Consider the following 21,249-nt stretch of genomic DNA (forward strand, 5'->3'; position numbering starts at 1 on the left):
CAACGAAGAGTTTTCCCGTCTGAAACAGGGCTCAGCCTGCGGAGATGAGCAGCGTCGACGCCCTGGGCGAGAACGTGCTGTCGAAGACGAGGGTCGCGGCACCGACCGCGGCGACGTCCACGGGGATCACGGACTCGGTGAACCGCACGTCGTGCGGCGGCACGAGCGCGGGATCGGACCGCACCACACTCGGCAGCACGTCGAGCACGATCGACGCGATGCGCGACCAGAACGGGCCGCCGAAGATGACCCGCTCGATGTCGAGCAGGTTGACGAGCACGACGACCGCGCGGGCGAGCTGGCGGGCGGCGTCGGCGACTACGGCGTACGCGGCGGCGTCGCCGGCCCGGGCCAGCGCGGCCAGCGCGGTGAAGGCCGCGTCGACCTCGGGGATGCCCGCCGCGGCCCCGGGCACGATGCCCTCGCGCTGGGCCCGCTCGACCAGGGCGCGCGGCGTGGTGCTGTAACCGACGCAGCCGCGCCGCCCGCAGACACACTCGGGCCCGTTCGGGTCGACGGTCATGTGGCCCGGGTCGCCGGCGTTGGAACTGACGCCGCGGACGACCTCGCCGCCGACCGCGATGCCGGTGCCGAGGCCCGTGCCGTAGTACATGAACGCGAAGTCGCGGCTGTCCGCCGCGTCGGCGTACCAGAGCTCGGCGACGGCCGCGGCGGTCACGTCCTTCTCCAGCAGCACCGGCAGGCCGGTCGCCGCGCTCAGGGCCGTGCGCAGCGGGACCCGGTGCCAGTGCGGCAGCATCGGCGGGTTGAGCACGATGCCGTCCGCGATGTTGACCGGGCCGGGTGTCGCGATCCCGATGCCGAGCACCCGCGAGCGGTCGACGCCGGACGTCTCGATCAGCGCGTTGATCGAGCGGCCCATCTCGTCGATCACCGACGCCGGGTCCTGGGCGGACGGCGTGCCGCTGCGGGTGTGGTCGCGCACCTCCCCGGCCAGGTCGACGACCACGTACGTGACGACTGCGGGGTCGATGTGCACGCCGATCGAGAACCCGCCGGCCGGGTTCAGCCGCAGGATGCCCGGGGGTTTACCCGGGCCGCTGACCCGAGTGCCGTGCTCCTCGATCAGCCCGCTGGCCAGCAGCCGGCGGCACACGTTGGCGACGGTCATGGAGCTGAGGCCGGTGGCGGTGGCGAGCTTCGAGCGGGTGCTGCCGTCGGGGTGGCGACGGATGGCGTCGAGCACGACGGTCTGGTTGTACTCCCCGACCGCGGGCAGGTTCGAGCCCGTCAACACCACTTCGTCGTCCTCCCGCGCACCGGGCGTCCACACCCGCCCGGGCACAGTACATCAGGTGTTCTGGGGGAAGCCCAGGTTCAGTCCACCGTGGCTCGGGTCGAGCCAGCGCGAGGTGACCACCTTTCCGCGCGTGAAGAAGTGCACGCCCTCGGTGCCGTGGGCGTGGCTGTCGCCGAACAGGCTGTTCTTCCAACCACCGAACGAGTAGTACGAAACAGGCACCGGGATCGGCACGTTGACGCCCACCATCCCGACCTCGACCTCGCGCTGGAAGCGCCGGGCCGCACCGCCGTCGTTGGTGAAGATGGCGGTGCCGTTCCCGTACGGGTTGGCGTTGATCAGATCAAGCCCCTCGTCGTACGACCCGACGCGGACGACCGAGAGCACCGGCCCGAAGATCTCGTCCCGGTAGACGGACATCTCCGGCGTGACGTGGTCGAAAAGGGTGGGGCCGAGCCAGAAGCCGTCGGCGGCGCCGTCGAACTCGCCCGTCCGGCCGTCGACCGCGAGCGTCGCCCCTTCGGCCACGCCGGCGTCGAGGTAGCCGGCGACGCGGTCCCGGTGCGCCCTCGTGACCAGCGGGCCCATGTCGCAGCCGCGGGTGCCGTCGCCGGTGCGCAGCCGGCCGATCCGGTCCTCGATCCGCTTGACCAGGTCGTCGGCCACCGTGTCGACGACGACCAGGGCGGAGATGGCCATGCAGCGCTCGCCCGCCGAGCCGAAGCCCGCGTTGATGGCGGCGTCGGCGGCGAGGTCGAGGTCGGCGTCGGGCAGCACGAGCATGTGGTTCTTCGCGCCGCCGAGGGCCTGTACCCGCTTGCCGTGCGCCGTGCCCGTCTCGTACACATATTTGGCGATTGGTGTGGAGCCGACGAATGACACGGCTTTGACGTCGGGATGCGTGAGGAGCGCGTCGACCGCCTCCTTGTCGCCGTGCACGACGTTCATGACGCCGTCGGGCAGGCCGGCCTCGGTCCAGAGCTTCGCGACCGCGACGGCCGCGGACGGGTCCTTCTCGCTCGGCTTGAGGACGACGGCGTTGCCGCAGGCGATCGCGACCGGCACGAACCAGAGGGGCACCATGGCCGGGAAGTTGAACGGCGCGATCACGGCGACGACGCCGAGCGGCTGGCGGATCGAGTAGACGTCGACGTTCGTCGAGGCGTTCTCCGTGAAGCCGCCCTTGAGCAGGTGTGGGATGCCGCAGGCGAACTCGGCGACCTCCAGGCCGCGCATGACCTCGCCGCGGGCGTCGTCGAGCACCTTGCCGTGCTCGGCGGTGATCAGGGCGGCGATCTCGTCCTTGCGCGCGTTGAGCAGCTCGCGGAACGCGAACAGCACCTGGGTGCGCTTGGCCAGGGACGCGTCGGCCCAGCCGGACCAGGCCTTCCGGGCCGTGGCGACGACGTCGCCGACCAGCTCTGCCGAGGCGAGGTCGACCCGGCCGCTGACAGCGCCGGTCGCCGGGTTGAACACCTCGCCGGTACGCGCGGCGGTGCCCGCCCAGGGCCGGCCGGCGATCAGGTGGGTGACGGTGTTCATCGGGCGTCCTTCCGGTCGGTCGGCGTCAGCAGCGGTCGTTGGGCCTTCTTGTGCGTGACGTAGGCGTCGTAAGCCGCCCTGGTGGTGTCGAGCTCGCTGACCTCGCTGACCGGGACGTCCCACCAGGACTCGCTGTCCGGGGCGTGGATCGTCGGGTCGGTCTCGACGTGGATGACGACGGGGCCGCCGTCTTGCGGAGCCGCTTTGGCGCTCTTGACGGCCTCTTCGAGCTCTTCGGCGCTCCGCGCCTCGATGACGGTGGCGCCGAGGCTGCGGGCGTTGGCGGCCAGGTCGATCGGCAGCTTGCCGCCGTCGAGCCGGCCCGTCTCCGTGTCCCGGTAGCGGTAGGCGGTGCCGAAGCGCTGCGAGCCGAGCGACTCGGAGAGCGAGCCGATCGAGTGGAAGCCGTGGTTCTGCACGATCACCACGATGATCTTCACGCGCTCCTGCACGGCGGTGACGAGCTCGGTCGGGTTCATCAGGTACGAGCCGTCGCCCACCAGCACGAAGACGTCCCGGTCGGGGTCGGCCAGGCGCGCGCCGATGCCGCCGGGGATCTCGTAGCCCATGCAGGAGAAGCCGTACTCGACGTGGTAGGCCTTGCGGTCCCGGACCCGCCACAGCTTGTGCAGGTCGCCCGGCATCGAGCCGGCGGCGCAGACGACGACGTCGCGGGGGTCCGAGAGCTCGTTCACGGTGCCGAGCACCTCGCCCTGGGTGAGCACGCCGTCGGCGGTCCGGCCGGCCGGCGGGTGGTAGGCGTCCTCCACTGTGGAGTCCCAATCCTGCCACAGGGCGGCCTGACGTTCGCGATACGGCTTTTCGACGGTGTGGCCTTCGAGTGCCTCCGTCAGCGCGGTCAGGGCCTCCCGGGCGTCCGCGACCACGGCCAGGCCGGATTCCTTGACGGCGTCGAAGCTCGCGACGTTGACGTTCACGAACCGGACGTCCGGGTGCTGGAACGCCGACCGCGACGCCGTGGTGAAGTCGCTGTAGCGGGTGCCGACGCCGATCACGAGGTCGGCGTCGCGGGCGAGCGCGTTGGCGGCGGTCGTGCCGGTCGAGCCGACCGCGCCCATCGCCTGGGGATGGCCGTGCGGCAGGGATCCCTTGCCCGCCTGGGTCTCCGTGACCGGGATGCCGGTCGCGCCGGCGAACGCGGCCAGCGCGTCCTCGGCCTGTGCATAGTGGACACCGCCGCCGGCCACGACGATCGGCTTCTCCGCCGCCCGGATCAGCGCGGCGGCGTCGGCGATGTCGGCCGCTTCGGGTGCCGGGCGGCGGATCCGCCAGACGCGCTCGGCGAACAGCTCGACGGGCCAGTCGTGAGCCTCCGCCTGCACGTCCTGCGGCAGCGCGATCGTGGCCGCGCCGGTCTCCACCGGGTCGGTGAGCACCCGCATCGCGCCGAGCAGTGCCGCCGGAAGCTGCTCCGGCCGGTTCACCCGGTCGAAGAAGCGCGACAGCGGCCGGAAGGCGTCGTTGACCGTGATGTCGGGCGCCTGCGGCACCTCGAGCTCCTGCAGCACCGGCCCGGCGACGCGGGTCGCGAACGTGCCGGACGGCAGCAGCAGCACGGGGATGCGGTTGACGGTGGCCAGGGCGGCGCCGGTCAGCATGTTGGTCGAGCCCGGGCCGACCGAGGCCGTGCACACCCAGGTCTGCAGGCGGTCCTTCTGGCGGGCGTACGCGACGGCGGTGTGCACCATCGCCTGCTCGTTGCGGGCCAGCACGTAGGGCAGGCCCTCCTCCTGCAGCAGCGCCTGGCCGAGGCCCGCGACGTTGCCGTGGCCGAAGATGCCGAGGCACCCGGCGAACAGGCGCCGGCGCTCGCCGTCGCGCTCGGTCCACTGCGCGCGCAGGAAGCGCACGACGGCCTGGCCGACGGTCAGCCGCACGGTCGCGGTCATCAGCGTCCTCCGATCGGGAGCCGGGGATCGATCTCCTGGCCAGCCCAGGACCCGCGGACCCAGGCGTGGGCCGGGTCGTCGCAGATCAGCCAGGCGCGCTCGGCGCCGGGGCCGGCCATCACGTTGAGGTAGTACAGGTCGTAGCCGGGCGGGGCCATCGCGGGGCCGTGCCAGCCGTGCGGGACGAGCACCACGTCGCCGGAGCGCACCTCGGCCAGGACGTCGATCGGGCGCTCGGTGGTGCCGTACACCCGTTGGTAGCCGACCGGGTCCGTGGCGTCGTCGCTCTCCGCCCGCACCTCGAAGTAGTAGATCTCCTCGAGCCGGGTCTCGACGCCCGCGCGCTCCTCGTCGTGCTTGTGCGGGGGATAGGAGCTCCAGTTGCCGGCCGGGGTGACGACCTCGCAGGCGATGACGGAGTCGGCGTCGAGGACGCCGGGAATGCCGAAGTTGCGCACCTCGCGCGAAGCGGTCCCGGCGCCGCGCAGCTCGACCGGCACGTCCTGCGCCGCCAGGTGGCGGAAGGGGAGCGGCTCGGCCCGCCTGGTCGCCTTGGCGCCGCAGAGCGCGACCGTGATCGGGTCGGTGCCCGGGTTGCGCACGCTCAGCTCGGCGCCCGGCGGCACATACGCGACGTCGGTGGGGCCGGCGAAGACGTCGGCGCGACCGGTGAGCCGGGTGCCGTTGACCTCGGGACCGCCGCGCAACGGCACGACGACGAACTCGCTGTCGCCGGTGGCCAGCTCGACCGCGTCGCCCGGCGCGATCGTCGCCACGCGCAGGCTGGTGTGCTCCCAGCCCTCGACGGAGTCCGATATGGATACCTGGAACGGTCCGTCGGTCGCGGTGCCGTAGGGGCGGACCCAGCGGGCGTTGTCGGTCATCCGTGCACCAGCCCGGCGGCGGTGTCCACGGCCGTGGCCACGTCGCCGTCCGGCGGGAAGAGCAGTGCCCGCCCGACCACGAGGCCGCGCACCGCCGGGAGCCCCAGCGCGCGCCCCCAGGCGGCGTAGGTCTCGTCCGGGTGCCCGCTCGGGTCGCCGCCCAGCAGCAGCGTCGGCAGCGTGGTCGCGGCCATCACCCGCGGCAGGTCGGCGACGACCGGCAGCTTCAGCCAGGTGTGCCGGCTCGTCGCCCCGAGGCCGGCGGCCACGTGGATCGAGGTGATCGTCGAGTCGGGGTCGAGCAGGTTGCGCGCCTTGCCGTCCTCCCGGACCGAGAGGAACGGCTCCACCATCGCCATCAGCCCATGATCCGCCAGCTCCGTGACCGCGCGCCCGCTGGCCTCGAGCGTCGCCGCCGTGGCCGGGTCGCCCAGGCAGATCCGGGTCAGCATCTTGCCGCCCTCGAGACCGCGGGCCACCAGCTCGCGGGTCGTGTAGGCGGTGAACCGGTCGTCGAACTCGAACGCCGCGCCGTGCAGGCCGCCCCGGTTCATCGAGCCGATCGCGACCTTGCCGTCCAGCGCGCCCAGCAGCAGCAGGTCGTCGAGCACGTCGGGGGTGCCGAGCACGCCGTCGACGCCGGGGCGGGACAGCGCGGTCGCCAGGCGGGTCAGCAGGTCGCCGCGGGAGGCCATGGCCATCCGGTCGCCGCGGACGCCGAGGGCGGCGCGGGCCGGGTGGTCGGCTGCGACGATCAGCAGCCGGCCGTCGGCGCCGACCAGGTCGCGGCGCTTGCGGGTCGCCCAGCCGTCGACGATGCGGTGCGGCTCGCGTACCCGGATCTCGGTCAGCTCGTCGACGGTCGTCATCGCCGCTCCTGACCGGCGAGCAGGGCGTCGACCTCGGCGGAGGTGGGCATGGCGCTGGAACACTCCAGTCGGGAGGCGACGATGGCACCGGCCACGTTCGCGAACGTCAGCGTGCGGCGCAGGTCCCAGCCGGCGATCAGGCCGTGCACCAGCGCGCCGCCGAAGGCGTCACCGGCGCCGAGCCCGTTGACCACGTCCACCGGGAACGGCGCCACCTCGATCCGCTCGTCGGCGGTCGCGGCGAGCACGCCCTTGGGGCCCTGCTTGACGATCGCCAGCTCGACCCCGCGCTCCAGCAGGGCGTCGGCCGCGCGCTGGGGATCGGTCTCGCCGACCGCCACCGCGCACTCCTCGCGGTTGCCGACGGCCACGGTCACGTGTTCGAGGGCCCGGCCGACCTGGGTGGCGGCCTGCGCCGGGTCGGGCCAGAACATCGGCCGGTAGTCGAGGTCGAGGATCGTGTGCCGGCGCCGCCCGCGGGCCTGCCAGGCGGCGAAGTGCGCCGACCGCGACGGCTCCTGCGACAGGCCGGTGCCGGTGGCCCAGAAGACCGCCGCGTCGCGGACCGCGTCGACCGGGATCTCGTCGGGCTCGATCATGAGGTCCGGCGCGGTGGGGTAGCGGTAGAAGTAGAGCGGGAAGTCGTCCGGCGGGAAGACCTCGCAGAACGTGACCGGGGTCGGCGGGCCGTCGACCGGGGTGCAGAAGGCGTCGTCGACGCCGAACTCGCGCAGCGCCTTGTTGACGTAGCCGCCGAACGCGTCGCGGCCGGTGCGCGTGATGATGGCGGCGCGCCGGCCGTGCCGGGCCGCGGCCACCGTGACGTTCGTGGCGCTGCCGCCGAGGAACTTCTCGAAGTGCCTGACCTCCGCCAGCCCGACGCCGTGCTCGAGCGGGTAGAGGTCGACCCCGACGCGACCGATGGCCACCAGGTCGTACGCGGTCACCGGGCGGCTCCCGCGCTCGCGTCGAGCAACCAGGCGATGCTCGCCCGGACCGCCTCGACCGGGCCGTCGGTCGGGCCGTCGAGGACCGTGTCCTGCTCGAGGACGTACCAGCCGGTGTAGCCGGCGCCCTCCAGCGCCGACACGATCGCGGTGAGGTCGACGTCGCCCTGGCCGAGCGGGGTGTACATGCCGGCCGCGACCGCGTCGGTGTAGGCGACCTCGCCGGCCCGGACCTTGGCCGCCCAGTCGACGCGGACGTCCTTGAGGTGGACGTGGGCGATCCGGTCGGGGTGCTGGCGCGCGATGGCGACCGGGTCGCCGCCGCCGATGAGCAGGTGACCGGTGTCGAGGCACAGGCCGATCCGGCTGCCGGCGAGCACGCGCTCCGTCTCGGCGCCGCTCTCGACCATCGTGCCGACGTGCGGGTGCAGGGTGGCTTGCAGTCCCCGGTCGGCCGCGGCGTCGGTGATCCGGTCGAGGTTGGCCAGCAGGGTCGACCAGCCGGCGTCGTCGAGCACCGGGCGGTCGTCGTAGCCCTCCTGCCCGGTGGCGGCGGCGATCACGACCGTCGAGGCCTTCGCGGCGACCAGGCCGTCCATCGCGCGCGCGACGTCCGGCAGCGGGTCGTGGCCCGGCTCGTGCAGCACCACGGGCACGAACTGGCCGACCGCGCGCAGCCCGTACGCGGCCAGGGTCGTCGCCTTGACGCCGGGATCGTCGGGCAGGAAGCCGTCGGGGCCGAACTCGGTCGCGGCCAGGCCCAGCTCGCGCATCTGCCGCAGCACGGTGTCCGGCGGGAGTTGGTGGCCCCAGCCGGGCACCTCGCAGACGCCCCAGGAGATGGGCGCGCCGGCGATCCTCGGGGTGATGCTCATCTACAGTCCTTTGATCTCGGTGAGGGCGACCGGCCGGTGCTCGGCCCGGGACAGCTCGCAGGCCTCGGCGACGCGGAAGGCCTCCAGCGCGTCGCGGACGGTGCAGGGCGAGGGGCGCACGCCGCGGGCGACGTCGGCGAAGGCGGTCAACTCGGCCCGGTACGCCGGGAGGAAGCGCTCCATGAACGACCACTTCCGCGGCCCGCGCGGGAAGTCGACCCCATCCTCGGCGGAGTCCATGGCCAGCGAGTGGTCGAGGCCGACGGCGACGGTGCCGCGCTCGCCGTGCACCTCCATGCGCACGTCGTGGCCGCCGCCGTTGTAGCGGGTCGAGGAGACCAGCGCGAGGGTGCCGTCGTCGAGCGTGAGCACGGCCGCGCCCGTGTCGACGTCGCCCGCCGCGGCGAAGAAGTCGGCGCCCTTGTTGCCGCCGGTGGCGTACACGGAGGCGACCTCGCGGCCGGTGACGAACCGCAGGATGTCGAAGTCGTGCACGTTGCAGTCGCGGAAGATCCCACCGGAGGTGGGGATGTACGCGGCGTGCGGCGGCGCCTGGTCGTGGGTGTTGGCCCGGATCGTGTGCACGAACCCGAGATCGCCGGACTCCACGGCCCGCTTCGCCCGCTGGTAGCCGGCGTCGAAGCGGCGCTGGAACCCGATGTGGACCGGCACGTCGGAGGCGGCGACGAGGTCGGCGAGGTCGATGGTCTCCGCCAGCGTGGCGGCGACGGGCTTCTCGCAGAAGGTCGGGACGCCCCGGGCGATGCCCATCCGCAGGAGCGCGGCGTGCCCGGGGGTCGGGGTGGCGATCACGAGCCCGTCGATGCCGGCGTCGAGGAGCCGCTCCGCGTCGGCCGCGGTGCCGGCACCGACCTCGGCGGCGAGGGCCGCGGCGGCCTCCGGGTCGGCGTCCATGAGGACGAGTCCGTCGACGAAGTCGAGCGCGGCCAGGGTCCTGGCGTGGAACGCCCCGATCCGACCGACACCCGCGAGCCCGATGCGCATCCGCTTCCCGTCCAATCCAGGGGCCATGTGCTGCCTGTACGTCGGGCTGCCATGTTTGCCGCCGCGCCATTCTCCTGTCAAGGCTTTGTACTAACATACTGCCATGCCGACAAGTTACTGACGCGTGGACGCGCGCCCGCCTCAGGCGCGCCTAGGATGCGGGGGCACCACGGCGCGCCCGGACGCCTTAAGGTGATCATCCGTCTGTGGCCACGGTGGCGACAGCGTTCGATTCGTTGCCGAGGCGAGCATGACCGGGTGGCCCCCGACCTATCCCTATCCCGCCGGTGTGCCGGGCGGTGGCTACGAGCCGCCGCTGCAGCAGTACGCGGACCCGCTGGTCAGCCCGACCTACGGCGGCTGGTGGAACCGCGGCGTCGACATCGTCCGGCGCGGCTGGCAGCCGCTGGCGGTCGTCCAGGGGCTGGGGGTGGTGCTGGCGCTGCTCCTGCAGGCGCCGCTGGCCGTCTACCTCACGTTCGTCGACCAGCGGTTGACGGACGACGTCCTCGCCGGCGAGACGACCGGTCAGGTCGACTGGACGCCGATCGCCGTGGTGATGGGACTGGGCCTCGTCTCCGCGCTGCTGTCCGTCGTGGTGAGCGCGATCGTGACCACGGCCGTCGTGCACGTCGGTGCCAGCGTCGCCGTCGGCGCGCCGGTGCGGATCGGTGCGGCGCTGCGGCTCGCGGTGCGGCGGGCGTTCCCGCTGATCGGCTGGCAGCTCCTGACGTTCCCGCTCTACTTCGTCGCGTTCTGCCTCTGCGTGCTGCCCGTCTTCTACGTGCTCGCCGTCTTCACGGTGCTGCCGGTCGTCGTGGCGGTCGAGCGGACGAGCGCCATCAGCCGGTCGTTCAGCCTGTTCCACCGGGACCTCGGCGCGTCGGCCGGGCGGGTCGCGACGATCATCGGGCTGAGCATCGGCGTCACGCTGCTCGGCAGCATCGTGGGTGTGGTGGCCGAGACGATGATCGCCGGCGCCGCTCCGGGCACCGGCGGCACGGTCGTCGGCGTCCTGCTGTCCACGCTGATCAGCGCGGTGCTCACCGCCGCGGTGGCGATCCTGATCGCACCGCTGACGCTGGCCGCGTACGCGGACATGCGCGCCCGGGTCGAGCCCGTGAACGCCACCATGATCGCCCAGGAGCTGGGCATCCTGCCCCCGCAGGCGTGGTCGCCCGCCCCGGCCGGCTCCCCGACGCCGCCGCCCGCGACCGGACCGGGAGCCGCCACGAAGCCGCCGTCGCAGGCCTGACGGCCGTCCGGCCCGTATCCTCGGCCCCAGGAGGGACGGGCATGGGCAACGCCGCCGCGGAGTGGGCCGCCGCGCAGGTGGCCGCGGTGCGCGACGAGCCGCGCGAGCGCATCGCGTTGCTGTCGCGTACCTACCGCGGCCCGTTCGGCCGCGCCCCGCGGCACGTGCCGTTCCGGCGGGCCGCGATGTCCTTCATGCACTGGCAGGCCGACCGCGGCGTACTCGACCCCGCGGCGGGCAGCCCGTGGTGGCGGGCGGTCAACGAGCGCCTGCTCCGCGACGGCTGCGAGGCCATGGCCCGCTCGGGCGGCACCCCGGCCGGCGACACGACCGAGCCCGCCGTCAGCCTATGGCTGAGGTTCATCGACGAGCCGACCCCACGGCACTGGTACGCGGCCCACAACGCCAGCATCGTCCGCGGCTATCTCGACCACCGGGGCCTCGCCGACGGCGAGCCCGTGCTCGAACGCTTCTTCCTCAACGTCGCGCTGCTCCGCGTGCTCTACACCCACGCGCTGGTCGCCGCGCCGGGCCTCGCGCTGGGCCGCCTGGCCGTTCTCGGCCGGTTCCTCGGCGACCCGCGGCTCGGCATGGCCGGCGTGTTCCTCGCGCTGCGCCGCGTCCTGCCGGACCACTACCCACCGGCCGGCGAGCTGCGGTCCTATCTGGACCGTGAGAACAGGCTCGGCCACACCCTCGACTACGGCGTCATCCAACCCCGCCTGCAGCGGCTCTACGAGTGGTCCGCCGCCGAGCTGGCGCTGCCAGAACTCTGCGACCTGGTCCGCGACGGCAACCCGGTCTACGCCTGGGACTACGCGGACCGCCACGTCTGGGCCGCCCCGGAGCGGGGCTGGACCCGTGTCCTGGCCCGGGCGACGGCCCCGCGCTAGGTCGCGCGCGCCAGCGTCACGGAGAAGTCGCCGGCCGGGTCGGTCCAGGTGCGCGCCACCGCGAACCCGGCGGCCGCGAGCTCCGCGCCGAGGGCCGGCAGGCGGAACTTCACGCTGATCTCGGTCAGCATCCCGTCGCCCGCGGGCAGCTTCCAGTCGCGGCCCAGCGCGCGGAACCGCGCGGTCACGTCCCGCCGCGCGCGCAGCCACATCTCGACCCGGTGCTGCTCGGCGTTCCAGCGCACGACGTGCTCGAAGTCGTCGACGTAGAGCCCTTCGGCGTCCAGCGTCGCCCGCAACACCTCGATCAGGTTGCGGTTGAACTCGGCGGTGACCCGGGCGCTGTCGTCGTACGCCGCGAGCAACCGCGAGGGCTCCTTCACCAGGTCGGCGCCGAGCAGCAGGTGGTCGCCCACGCCGAGCCCGGCCCGCAGCCGCCCGAGGAACGCCGCCCGCCGCTCGTCGTCGAAGTTCCCGATGGTGCCACCGAGGAACAGCACGAGGCGCCCGCCCGGCTCGCCCGGGAAGGACAGCGGCGAGTCGAAGTCACCCACCACGGGCTCGACCGTCGCGGTGGGATAGTCGCGGGCGATGGCCGCCGCGGCCTCGGTCAGCACGACCTCGCTCACGTCGAGAGGCACGAACCGCAGCGTGCCCCGCGCCGCCACGAACGCGTCCAGCATGATCCGGGTCTTGACCGACATGCCGGCGCCGAGCTCGACCAGCGTGTCCGCCCCGCTGCCCGCCGCGATCTCGGCCGCGTGCGCCCGCAGGATCTCCGCCTCGCGCCGCGTCGGGTAGTACTCCGGCAGTCGGGTGATCTCGTCGAAGAGCCGGCTGCCCCGCTCGTCGTAGAACCAGCGCGCCGGCAGGGACGGCGGCGTCTGCCACAGCCCGGCGAGCGCGTCGCCGGCGAGCCCGCCGGTCGTCACGCCGCGCTCCGGGCCAGCCGCAGCCCGCTGAACGCCCACCGGGACCGCGCGGGGAAGAAGTTCCGGTAGGTGAGCCGTTCGTGCCCCGGCGGCGTCGCGGCGCAGGCGCCGCGCAAAACGTGCTGGTCGGACATGAACTTACCGTTGTACTCACCCACGGCCCCGGCGGCGGGCGCGAACCCCGGATACGGCAGGTACGCCGACGCGGTCCACTCCCACACGTCACCGACCATGGCCGCGCCCGCCCGGCCCGGATGCACCCGGTCGACGTCGAGCAACTGTCCGCGCTCACCCGCCCGGTGCGCAGCGGCGGTCTCCCACTCGAACTCGGTGGGCAGCCGGGCGCCCGCCCACCGGGCGAACGCGTCGGCCTCGTAGAACGAGACGTGACAGACGGGCTCGCCCGGCACCACCGGCCGCCGCCCGGACAGCGTGTAGGTGGTCCACCGCCCGTCGACCAGCTCCCAGTAGCCCGGCGCCACCCAGCCCTCGGCCCGGATCGTGGCCCACCCGTCCGACAGCCACAGGTCGGGCCGCCCGTAGCCGCCGGAGGCCATGAACTCCAGCCAGTCGGCCACCGTCACCGCCCGATCGGCGATCTCGAAGTCCGCCAGCAGCACCTGGTGCCGCGGCCCCTCGTTGTCGTAGGCGAACCCGCGTCCGTCGTGTCCAATGTCGACGATCCCGCCCGGGATCCGCGACCAGCCCTGCGCCGCCGGGGCGCTCAGGTCGTCCGCCGGCCGCTCGACGTACACGGGACCGAACGGGTGGGTCGAGAACAGGTGCTTGACGTCCATCACGAGCAGCTCCTGGTGCTGCTGCTCGTGGTGGCACCCCAGCTCGACGAGCGCGCGGGCCGCGTCGTCCAGCCGCCCCGCGTCCAGCGCCCGCACGACCGCCTCGGTCACGTACTCCCGGTACCGTCCGATGTCGACGACGCCCGGTCGCGTCACGAGCCCGCGGTGCGGGCGCGGATGCCGCGGCCCGACCGCCTCGTAGTACGAGTTGAACAGATAGCGGTAGCTCGGGTCGAACATCGTGTACGACGGGTCGGGTCGCAGCACGAACTCCTCGAAGAACCAGGTCGTGTGGGCCCGGTGCCACTTGGTCGGGCTGGCGTCCGGCATCGACTGCGCGGTCTGGTCCTCGGCGGTCAACCGCGCGGCCAGCGCGTCCGTCGTGGACCGCACGTCGACGAAGCGCGCGACGAGCTGCGGGGTGTCGATGGCGAGCGTCATGCGAGCCCTCCTCGGCTGCCTTCTGTGTCCCGTGACGGTTCGTCACGCGTGTCCGGCGGCTCCGGGACGGGCCGCGATGTCAGGCTAGCCGGGCGAACCCGCTCGAAAAGGAAGAATCCTCAGATCACCCGGGAGCCCACAGGATGACGACCGAAGCCCGCCGGCGCACGGCGGTCCTGGCGCTGCTCGCGTTCGCGATGCTGATCGTCTCGCTGGACCAGTACATCGTGGTCGTCGCGCTGCCCGAGATCGGCCGGGGGCTCGGCTACTCGACCCAGACCCTGCAGGCGGTGATCAGCGCGTACGCCGTGGCGTCGGCGGGTTTCCTGCTGCTCGGCGGCCGCGCCTCGGACCTGCTCGGCCGCCGGCGGGTGCTGGTCGCCGGCCTGACGCTCTACGCGGTCGGGTCGCTGCTCGGCGGCCTGGCCCCGACCCCCGTCGTGCTGCTCGTGGCCCGGGCCGTGCAGGGCCTCGGCGGCGCGCTGGTCTTCCCGAGCACCCTCGCGCTGATCAACACCACCTTCCCGGAGGGACCCGAGCGCAACCGGGCCGTGGCGGTCTGGGGCGGCACCGGAGCGGCCGGACTCGTCGTGGGCGTGCTGCTCGGCGGTGTGCTGACCCAGGGGCTCGGCTGGGAGGCCGTGTTCTTCGTCAACGTGCCGCTGGCCGGTCTGGCGCTGCTGCTGGCGTTCGTGCTGATCCCCGCCGACCGCGGCCGCGAGGCCGGCCGCCGGTTCGACCTGCCCGGCGCCCTCACCGCCGCGCTCGGCATCACGCTGTTCGTGTTCGCCCTCGTGCAGGGCCCGAACCTCGGCTGGGCGTCGCCGGGCGTCGTCGCCAGCCTGGCCGGGGCGGTGGTCGCGCTGGCGGCCTGCGCGGTCATCGAACGGCGAGGCCGCGACCCGCTGGTGCCGCCGCACCTGCTGCGCAACCGCAACCTCGCCACCGCCGTGGCCATGGCGTTCATGTTCTGGGCGACGTTCGGTTCGGTGCTCTACTTCCTGACCCTCTACTTCCAGGACGTACGCGGCTACGACGCGCTCGGCACGGGCGTGGCGTTCCTCGTCCCGACCGTCGTGGTCGTCGCCGGCTCGCTCTTCGCCGGCCGTGCCGCGACCCGCTGGGGCCTGCGGCCCACGCTGGTGGTGGCGCTCGCCGTCGGCGCGGTCGGCGCGCTCGCGCTGGGCCTGGCCATGTCACCCGACGGCTCGTACGCGGCGCTGATCCCGGGGTTGATCCTGATGAGCGTCGGCGACGGCATCTCGTTCACCGTCATCTTCATCGCCGCCGGCGTCGGGGTGGCCGACCGCGAGCAGGGTGTCGCCTCCGGGATCACGTCGACCAGCACGTCGATCGGGGCCGCCGTCGGCCTCGCCCTGCTCGTGCTGGTCGCCGACGCGGGCACCGCGGGCCTGACCGGTGACTCGCTGCGGGTGGCCACGGCGGACGGCTTCCGGACGGCGGTGTTCGTGATCGCCGGCGGGATCGCGGTGACCGCGCTGCTCGCGCTGAACCTGCGCCCGGCGCCGGAACCGGCGCGCCGCGTCCAACCGTCGTGCCCGCGCGGCGTCACGGCGCCTGAGTAATGGCGGTTGACCCCCGACCCGGCGGTCCGTCAGCCCGCCGGCGCGATGTTGTGGTTGAACCGGAACAGGTTCGCCGGGTCGTACGCCCGCTTGATCCGGGCCAGTCGCTCGTAGGTCGCGGGCTCGTAGCCCCGCCGGGCCCCGCCGGCCGCCGCGTCGTAGTGGCCCATGAAGTTGACCATCGCGCTCCCGGCCACCCAGGGCGCCAGCGCCGCCAGCATGGCCTCCGCCGGGACGTCGGACCCTGGCCGCGGCGCCGGGCCGGCGCGGTTGAGGGGTGCGGCCGGCCGTGAGCGCCGAGGGTCAGGCCGCGGCGAGGGCGGGTGTCGCCGCCGGCGCGGGCGTCGACTTGCGACCGAAGTTGAAGGTGACGTCCGGCATCCGGCGCAACGCCCGGATGCCCCACAGGGCGCAGACGCCGACCATCACGACGGTGAGGACGCCGCTCAGCACGCCCCGGGACAGCAGGGCCGCGTCGAGGCCGATGTGCAGGAAGCCGAGGCTCATCCCCGCGTCGACCAGCCGGCCCAGGCCCCACAGGGCGGCCGTCTGCATGAAGACCCGGCGCAGCCCCGGGTGACTGTGCAGGTGCGCCGGCAGGTGGACGAAGTCGCGGGCCAGCCGCATCGTGATGGGCCGGCCGAGCAGGGCGCTGCCGAGGAACAGCGCCGCCATGAAGACCGAGGCGATCACCGGTTGGACGAAGTAGATCAGCGCGCTGGACAGCGCCAGCGAGACCGAGGCCCGCGCGACCATCGCGCCCGTGCAGACGAGCAGCGTGCCGGGGAGGTGGCGGCCGGTGATCCACCGGATCGTCACCGTGCCGACGGACCACCCGATCACCGCGATCAGCGCGGGCAGCAGCCCGGCCGTGTGCAACAGGATGTAGAGAAGGCCCGTCGGTACGAGCACGGTCTCAGCGAACAGGCGAGCGGCGCGGACCAGTGCTGGTCGGATGGCGCCGAGCTCGATGACGTGGGGACCCGCTTCGTCGTGGCTGATGGTGGTTCAACTCCCGGGGGAATCGTCTCGGGCGGAGAGCCCACCGTAGCCAGGCCACCTGAACGCGACTCCCGGTAATCCCGCGTATCCGGCGAAAGAGGGACGAGACCTCACGAAATTCCCCTCGTGAGGCCTGTCACCCGCTGTCACCTGGCCGCGTGGCCGTGCCGCCAGTACCCGACGAAGTCGACGTGCGCCTTGGAAATACTACGCTCAGTAATCAGGTGCTTACGTCCGCCCGTGACGAGCGCCGACTCGCCGACCAGGTAGCCGTACATCACCCCGTCCGGCAGATCGGCGCCGCGCAGCGTCTCCAGCGCGAGCGCACCCGGCACACCGGGCGCCTGCGCCTCGTCCCGGTGCAGCCACACCACCCGCATCCCGTCGGGCGTCCGGAACGCCTGGCGGTCCGCGCCGCTCGGGATCTCGACGATGGCCAGACCGCGCGCCTCGTCCGTCAGCGACTCGCAGATGCCCGCCACCGCCGGCATCCCGGTCTCGTCCGCGACGAGCAGCGTCCAGTCGTGGGCGTGCCGCGGGTTGTAGCCGACCCCCTGGTCCAGCAGGCCGATCTGGTCGCCGGGCCGGGCGGTCGTGGCGAACGCGGCGGCCGGCCCGCTGCTGCCGTCGGCCTCGACGTGCACGACGAAGTCGACGTCGAGCTCCCGCAGGTCGCGGTGGAAGGCCCGCACCGTGTAGTTGCGCACGTGCGGCCGCTTCGCCCGCGGTGTGGCCAGGTACTGCGCGTACCACATGCTCGAGGAGCGGGTCGGCAGGCGCAGTGTCTCCTGGCCCTCGCGCGCCAGGAACAGGCGCATCCACTGGTCGAAGCCGACCGCGGTGAACTGGTCGAGCCCGGCGCCACCGAGCGTCACCCGGATCACGTGCGGGCTGATGTGCTTGGTGCCGACCACGTCCACCATCAGGACGTGCGGGTCGACAGGCTTGCGCCCCTTGTAGCTCGCCATTGCTCAGGCCTCCGGAACGGTACGACGGGGTGCGATGCCGCGGGCGACGCCCGTGGCCTCCAGACGGCGCGCGACGACGAGCCCGAGCGCGGTGAACGCGGCCTGGCTGCCCAGCATCAGCGCGAAGAAGACGACCTGCGCCCACGCGGGCATCGTGGAGATGTCGAAGGCCGCGTAGGCGGACAGTGCATAGAGGACGGTGAAGACCGCGGCGGTGAGGTGGAACAGCCAGGGTGCCCAGACGCGGTACCGCGTGACCAGGAAGCCCAGCTCGATGGCGGTGCCCACCATCAGGCAGGTGACGACGGCACTCGGCCCGGCCGGCGTCGGGATGCTGATGACACCGGCGATGAACGTGGTGAGCACCGCGGACCCGGGCCGGCGCAGCACCGCCAGCGCGACCACCGGGCCGATGATCCAGAGCCCGACCATCGGCGCGTACGCCAGGGGAACGCTCGCCGAGACGCTGAACGCCGCGAAGTTCGTGGGTATCAGCAGCACGCCGGTCGCCGCCCCGATGGCCGCGCAGGCCATCAGGAACCGGGTCGTCATCTTCTTCACCGTGGACCTCCGGACACGAGGGGTAGGAGCAGGGCGCTGGCGACCAGCGCGGTCAGCAGCACGACGTCGCGGAGCCGGAACGGGACGTGCCGGCGCTCGGTGCGGGTGGGGTGGGCGCCGAAGCCACGCGCCTCCATCGACAGCGACACCCGGTCGGCGTGCCGCATGCCGCCGGCCAGCAGCGGGATCGCGTACCCGAGCTGTCGTCCGACCGCCGCGACCGGACCTCGGCCGCCGGCGACCCTGCGGACCCGGTGGGCACTGCGGATCGTCTCCAGCTCCTGGCCGAAGCGCGGCACGAACCGCATGGCGGCGAGGCCGGCGTAGCCGACGCGGTAGGGCAGCCGCAGCTGCGTGATCATCGCCCGGACCAGGTCGGCGCCGTCCGTGGTGAGGCCCGACACCAACGCGAGCAGCACGACGGCGGCCACCCGCAGGCCGGTCGCGAGCCCGTTCTCCAGCGCGCCCGACCAGAGGGTGAGCGGCCCGAGCCGCACGAGCGCGTGGGTGTGGTCGACGAGCGCCGGGTCGGTCCACGCACCGAACGACACGGTCATCACCCCGACCAGCGCGGTCGTCCCGGCGACCACCAGGCCCAGGGTTCGCGCGGGTAGCCGGCCGCCGGCCAGCAGCAGGGCGAGGGCGAGCGCGGCGAACAGGGCGGGGGTGACCGGGTCGCGGGAGCCGATGGCGACCACCATCGCGGGGATCGGCCCGAGGACCTTCACCAACGGGTTGTACGACCGGAGGTCCGTCACGGTCACGGGCGCACCGCCGCGACGGCTCCGGCCGGGACGTCGGCGAGCCGGGTGACCGCGCGCCACTCCGGGTGGTTGACCAGCGCTCCGGTCGCGCGGGCGAGCGGCGGGCGGCGCAGCCCCGCCCGGGCAAGGGTTTCCGCGTCCGCGAAGACGGTGGCCGGCGGTGCGTCGGCGACGACCCGGCCGTCCGCGAGCACCACCACGCGGGTCGCGTGGTCGGCGACGAGCTGCATGTCGTGGGTGACCACCAGCACCGTGGTGCCGGCACGGTGCAGGTCGGCGAGCAGGCCGAGCAGCTCTCCGGCCCGCTGCCGGTCCTGCCCGAACGTGGGTTCGTCGAGGACCAGGATCTGGGGCCGGCAGATGATCGCCGTGGCGACCGAGAGCCGCCGCTTCTGGCCGCCCGAGAGCAGGAACGGGTGCCGGTCGCGCAGCTCCGTGAGCCCGAACCGGTCGAGCACGTCGTCGACCCGCGCCGTCACCTCGGCCGCCGCCACGCCGCGCAGCCGCAGCCCGTGCGCGAGCTCGTCGTCGACGCGGCCGGTGACGAACTGATGCTCGGGGTTCTGGAAGACGAAGCCGACCAGCCCGGAGAGCGTGCGGCCGTCGGACCGGGCCGGGTCGACCCCGGCGATCCGCACCGTGTCCCGGGGTGGGGCGAACACGCCGGCGACCGCCTGGGCCAGCGTGGTCTTGCCGGCGCCGTTCGCACCTACCACGGCCACCAGCTCGCTCGCGGCGACGGTGAGGTCGACGTCGTGCAGGACCGGTACGCCGCCGCGGCGCACGGTCAGCCCGGACACCCGGACTACCGGTTCACGCGGCGGTGGTGGTGCCGGCGGTGCCAAAGGCGGCGGCAGGGCGGGCCGCGCGTCGAGCGCGGCGGCGAGCTCGCCGGGGGTCAGCGGCAGCGGCGCCAGGTCCACGCCGTGGTCGCGCAGCCGCAGTGCGGCCAGTGTGGACTGTGGCAACCAGACACCCAGCTCGGCCACCAGATCGGCGTTGTCGGCCAGGGTCGGCCGGACCGGCCCGTCGAGCACCGGCCGCCCCGCGCCGTCCAGCACGACGACCCGGTCGACCAGCTCCACGGCGGTGTCGAGGTTGTGCTCGACCAGCAGCACCGCGTGCGCGCCGGTGGCGACGAGCCGGCGCAGCAGGGCGTGCACCTCTTCGACCCCCGCCGGGTCCAGGTTGGCGGTGGGCTCGTCCAGCACGAGCAACGGAGCCCGCAGCGCCAGCGCGCAGGCGATCGCGAGCCGCTGCCGCCCGCCGCCGGAGAGCCGGGCCGGGTCGTCGTCGCGCCGGTCCCACAGACCGACGGTGCGCAGGGCGTCCTCCGCCCGCTCGCGCACCTCGGGGGCCGGCACGCACAGGTTCTCGGGGCCGAAGCAGACCTCGTCGAGCACGGTGGCCATCACGACCTGGGCGTCCGGGTCCTGGAACACCATCGCCACGTGCGCGGCGAGCTCCGGGACCGGAGAGTCCACGGTGGACCGGCCGGCGACCCGCACCGCGCCGTCCATCCGGGCGGTGACGACCTGCGGGACGAGGCCGTTGCAGGTCAACGTCAGCGTCGACTTGCCGCACCCGGACGGGCCGAGCAGCAGCACGGCCTCGCCCGGGTGCACGTCGAAGGAGACGCCCGCCGGGGTCGGCCGGCCGTACCGGATCGCGTCGTCGGCGGCGCCGGGCAGCTCGTGCCGCACGGCGACGCCGGCGAACGCGATCAGCGGTGTGGTCACTGCCGCGGGGCCCGCTTCACCTCGGTCGCGGGGTCGCCGTCGATGGCCGTCGCCATCTGCGGCACCAGGTTGTCCAGCAGGTAGGGCAGGCTCAGCGGCGTGATGAAGGAGGTCGCGGCGCCGAGCACCTCGCCGTTCTCGAGGAACACGTCGCGGGCCTCGCTCTTGACCTTCAGGGTGGCGTACAGCGGGTTGGCGTGGATCGACGCCCTGTCCTTGGCGTAGTCGTCGATCAGCCAGACCAGGACGTCGGTGTCGACCAGGTTGGTCTTCTCCGGGCTCAGCGTCACGCCGAACTCGGTGCCGGTCAACGCGTCCAGCCCGTCGGGCAGCCTGAAGCCGAGGTCCTTCAGGAAGCGGCCGCGGGCGTCCTGCGACCCGTACACGTAGATGCCCTGGTAGTAGGTGACCACCGCGGCGACCTTGTCCGCGAACGCGGGGTTGGCCTGCCGGGCCGCGGCGAAGCGCGCCTCGATGTCCGAGATGACCTTCTCGGCCTCGGCCGTCTTCCCGACCGCGGCGCCGACGACCCGGGTCAGCTCCTGCCAGCTCGCGCCGAAGTCGATGACGCCCTTGGGCTCGGGGACGGTGGGTACGCGCGCCGAGAGCTTCTCGTACTCCTCCTTGGTCATTCCGGAGTAGACGCCGAGCACCAGGTCCGGGTCGAGCGCCAGCACCTTCTCGATCTCGATGCCGTCGGTCGGCTTGAGCACCTGGGGGACCGGGTTGCCGCCCAGCTCGTCCTTGGCCCACGGCCAGATCGCGCCGGGCTGCTCGCCCCACCACTCGGTAGTCGCGACCGGGGTGATGCCCAGCGCGAGGAGGGCGTCCTGCTCGACGAGGCCGACGACGACGATGCGCTTCGGCTCGGCGGGGACGGTGGTCGTGCCGTACTTGTGCTCGATGACGGCCGGGAAGGCAGCCGCCGAGCCGGCCGCGGGCGCGGCGTCCGTCGGGTCGTCGGACCCGCAGGCGGAGAGGCCGGCCGCGAGCAGCGCAACGCTGGTCACGGCGGCGA

20 protein-coding genes are annotated in these 21,249 nt (G+C 73.4%); 3 read left to right on the forward strand and 17 right to left on the reverse strand.

Features of this window, described 5'->3' with window-relative positions:
• Positions 1 to 31: 31 nt before the first annotated feature.
• From Asi02nite_RS05485 to Asi02nite_RS05520, 8 genes are read right to left on the reverse strand one after another with little or no spacing between them, the layout of a single operon-like run.
• Complete coding sequence (locus Asi02nite_RS05485; RefSeq protein ID WP_203711041.1) at positions 32 to 1,294, reverse strand: ROK family transcriptional regulator; 1,263 nt, start codon at positions 1,292 to 1,294, stop codon at positions 32 to 34.
• Positions 1,295 to 1,312: 18 nt separating this feature from the next.
• Positions 1,313 to 2,803 (reverse strand): CoA-acylating methylmalonate-semialdehyde dehydrogenase, encoded by a 1,491-nt coding sequence (locus Asi02nite_RS05490; protein ID WP_203711042.1) that lies wholly within the window; start codon positions 2,801 to 2,803, stop codon positions 1,313 to 1,315.
• Positions 2,800 to 4,713, reverse strand: a complete 1,914-nt coding sequence (gene iolD, locus Asi02nite_RS05495) for a 3D-(3,5/4)-trihydroxycyclohexane-1,2-dione acylhydrolase (decyclizing) (RefSeq protein ID WP_239126500.1) — start codon at positions 4,711 to 4,713, stop codon at positions 2,800 to 2,802. Before iolD ends, Asi02nite_RS05490 begins: the two co-directional genes overlap by 4 nt.
• Complete coding sequence (gene iolB, locus Asi02nite_RS05500) at positions 4,713 to 5,597, reverse strand: 5-deoxy-glucuronate isomerase (protein ID WP_203711043.1); 885 nt, start codon at positions 5,595 to 5,597, stop codon at positions 4,713 to 4,715. The genes iolD and iolB overlap by 1 nt, the downstream gene beginning before the upstream one ends.
• A complete protein-coding gene (locus Asi02nite_RS05505) occupies positions 5,594 to 6,466 on the reverse strand; it encodes a Cgl0159 family (beta/alpha)8-fold protein (protein ID WP_203711044.1) in 873 nt (290 codons plus the stop codon). The genes iolB and Asi02nite_RS05505 overlap by 4 nt, the downstream gene beginning before the upstream one ends.
• The gene (gene iolC / locus Asi02nite_RS05510; protein ID WP_203711045.1) at positions 6,463 to 7,413 is read right to left on the reverse strand and encodes a 5-dehydro-2-deoxygluconokinase; all 951 of its coding nucleotides are present in this window, start codon (positions 7,411 to 7,413) and stop codon (positions 6,463 to 6,465) included. The genes Asi02nite_RS05505 and iolC overlap by 4 nt, the downstream gene beginning before the upstream one ends.
• On the reverse strand, positions 7,410 to 8,288 hold the full coding sequence (locus Asi02nite_RS05515) for a TIM barrel protein (protein ID WP_203711046.1): 879 nt from the start codon (positions 8,286 to 8,288) through the stop codon (positions 7,410 to 7,412). The genes iolC and Asi02nite_RS05515 overlap by 4 nt, the downstream gene beginning before the upstream one ends.
• The gene (locus tag Asi02nite_RS05520) at positions 8,289 to 9,320 is read right to left on the reverse strand and encodes a Gfo/Idh/MocA family protein (protein ID WP_239126501.1); all 1,032 of its coding nucleotides are present in this window, start codon (positions 9,318 to 9,320) and stop codon (positions 8,289 to 8,291) included.
• Between the two features lie 223 nt (positions 9,321 to 9,543).
• On the opposite strand from Asi02nite_RS05520, the gene Asi02nite_RS05525 reads away from it, so the two are divergent.
• Positions 9,544 to 10,548, forward strand: a complete 1,005-nt coding sequence (locus tag Asi02nite_RS05525; protein WP_203711047.1) for a hypothetical protein — start codon at positions 9,544 to 9,546, stop codon at positions 10,546 to 10,548.
• Positions 10,549 to 10,589: 41 nt separating this feature from the next.
• Positions 10,590 to 11,441 (forward strand): hypothetical protein, encoded by an 852-nt coding sequence (locus Asi02nite_RS05530; protein ID WP_203711048.1) that lies wholly within the window; start codon positions 10,590 to 10,592, stop codon positions 11,439 to 11,441.
• Here Asi02nite_RS05530 and egtD read toward each other — a convergent pair.
• The gene (gene egtD, locus Asi02nite_RS05535; RefSeq protein ID WP_203711049.1) at positions 11,438 to 12,373 is read right to left on the reverse strand and encodes an L-histidine N(alpha)-methyltransferase; all 936 of its coding nucleotides are present in this window, start codon (positions 12,371 to 12,373) and stop codon (positions 11,438 to 11,440) included. The genes Asi02nite_RS05530 and egtD overlap by 4 nt on opposite strands.
• A complete protein-coding gene (gene egtB, locus Asi02nite_RS05540) occupies positions 12,370 to 13,611 on the reverse strand; it encodes an ergothioneine biosynthesis protein EgtB (RefSeq protein WP_203711050.1) in 1,242 nt (413 codons plus the stop codon). The genes egtD and egtB overlap by 4 nt, the downstream gene beginning before the upstream one ends.
• Before the next feature lie 143 nt (positions 13,612 to 13,754).
• On the opposite strand from egtB, the gene Asi02nite_RS05545 reads away from it, so the two are divergent.
• Positions 13,755 to 15,197 carry an MFS transporter gene (locus Asi02nite_RS05545; RefSeq protein ID WP_203711051.1) on the forward strand — a complete coding sequence of 481 codons (1,443 nt, stop codon included), beginning with the start codon at positions 13,755 to 13,757 and terminating at the stop codon, positions 15,195 to 15,197.
• A gap of 29 nt (positions 15,198 to 15,226) precedes the next feature.
• Here the strand turns inward: Asi02nite_RS05545 and Asi02nite_RS05550 are convergent, their stop codons facing one another.
• The 7 genes from Asi02nite_RS05550 to Asi02nite_RS05580 all read right to left on the reverse strand — a co-directional run bounded on the left by Asi02nite_RS05550 (position 15,227) and on the right by Asi02nite_RS05580 (position 21,241).
• Positions 15,227 to 15,418 carry a BBE domain-containing protein gene (locus Asi02nite_RS05550; RefSeq protein WP_203711052.1) on the reverse strand — a complete coding sequence of 64 codons (192 nt, stop codon included), beginning with the start codon at positions 15,416 to 15,418 and terminating at the stop codon, positions 15,227 to 15,229.
• 82 nt (positions 15,419 to 15,500) lie between these two features.
• A complete protein-coding gene (locus tag Asi02nite_RS05555; RefSeq protein WP_203711053.1) occupies positions 15,501 to 16,109 on the reverse strand; it encodes a DUF3159 domain-containing protein in 609 nt (202 codons plus the stop codon).
• A gap of 236 nt (positions 16,110 to 16,345) precedes the next feature.
• Positions 16,346 to 17,167, reverse strand: a complete 822-nt coding sequence (locus Asi02nite_RS05560) for a siderophore-interacting protein (protein ID WP_203711054.1) — start codon at positions 17,165 to 17,167, stop codon at positions 16,346 to 16,348.
• Positions 17,168 to 17,170: 3 nt separating this feature from the next.
• Complete coding sequence (locus tag Asi02nite_RS05565; protein ID WP_203711055.1) at positions 17,171 to 17,719, reverse strand: ECF transporter S component; 549 nt, start codon at positions 17,717 to 17,719, stop codon at positions 17,171 to 17,173.
• 5 nt (positions 17,720 to 17,724) lie between these two features.
• The gene (locus Asi02nite_RS05570) at positions 17,725 to 18,492 is read right to left on the reverse strand and encodes an energy-coupling factor transporter transmembrane component T family protein (RefSeq protein ID WP_203711056.1); all 768 of its coding nucleotides are present in this window, start codon (positions 18,490 to 18,492) and stop codon (positions 17,725 to 17,727) included.
• Positions 18,489 to 20,231 carry an ABC transporter ATP-binding protein gene (locus Asi02nite_RS05575; RefSeq protein ID WP_239126502.1) on the reverse strand — a complete coding sequence of 581 codons (1,743 nt, stop codon included), beginning with the start codon at positions 20,229 to 20,231 and terminating at the stop codon, positions 18,489 to 18,491. The genes Asi02nite_RS05570 and Asi02nite_RS05575 overlap by 4 nt, the downstream gene beginning before the upstream one ends.
• Positions 20,228 to 21,241 (reverse strand): iron-siderophore ABC transporter substrate-binding protein, encoded by a 1,014-nt coding sequence (locus Asi02nite_RS05580; RefSeq protein WP_239126503.1) that lies wholly within the window; start codon positions 21,239 to 21,241, stop codon positions 20,228 to 20,230. Before Asi02nite_RS05580 ends, Asi02nite_RS05575 begins: the two co-directional genes overlap by 4 nt.
• Positions 21,242 to 21,249: the final 8 nt, after the last annotated feature.

Source organism: Asanoa siamensis (assembly GCF_016862555.1).
GTDB lineage: Bacteria > Actinomycetota > Actinomycetes > Mycobacteriales > Micromonosporaceae > Asanoa > Asanoa siamensis.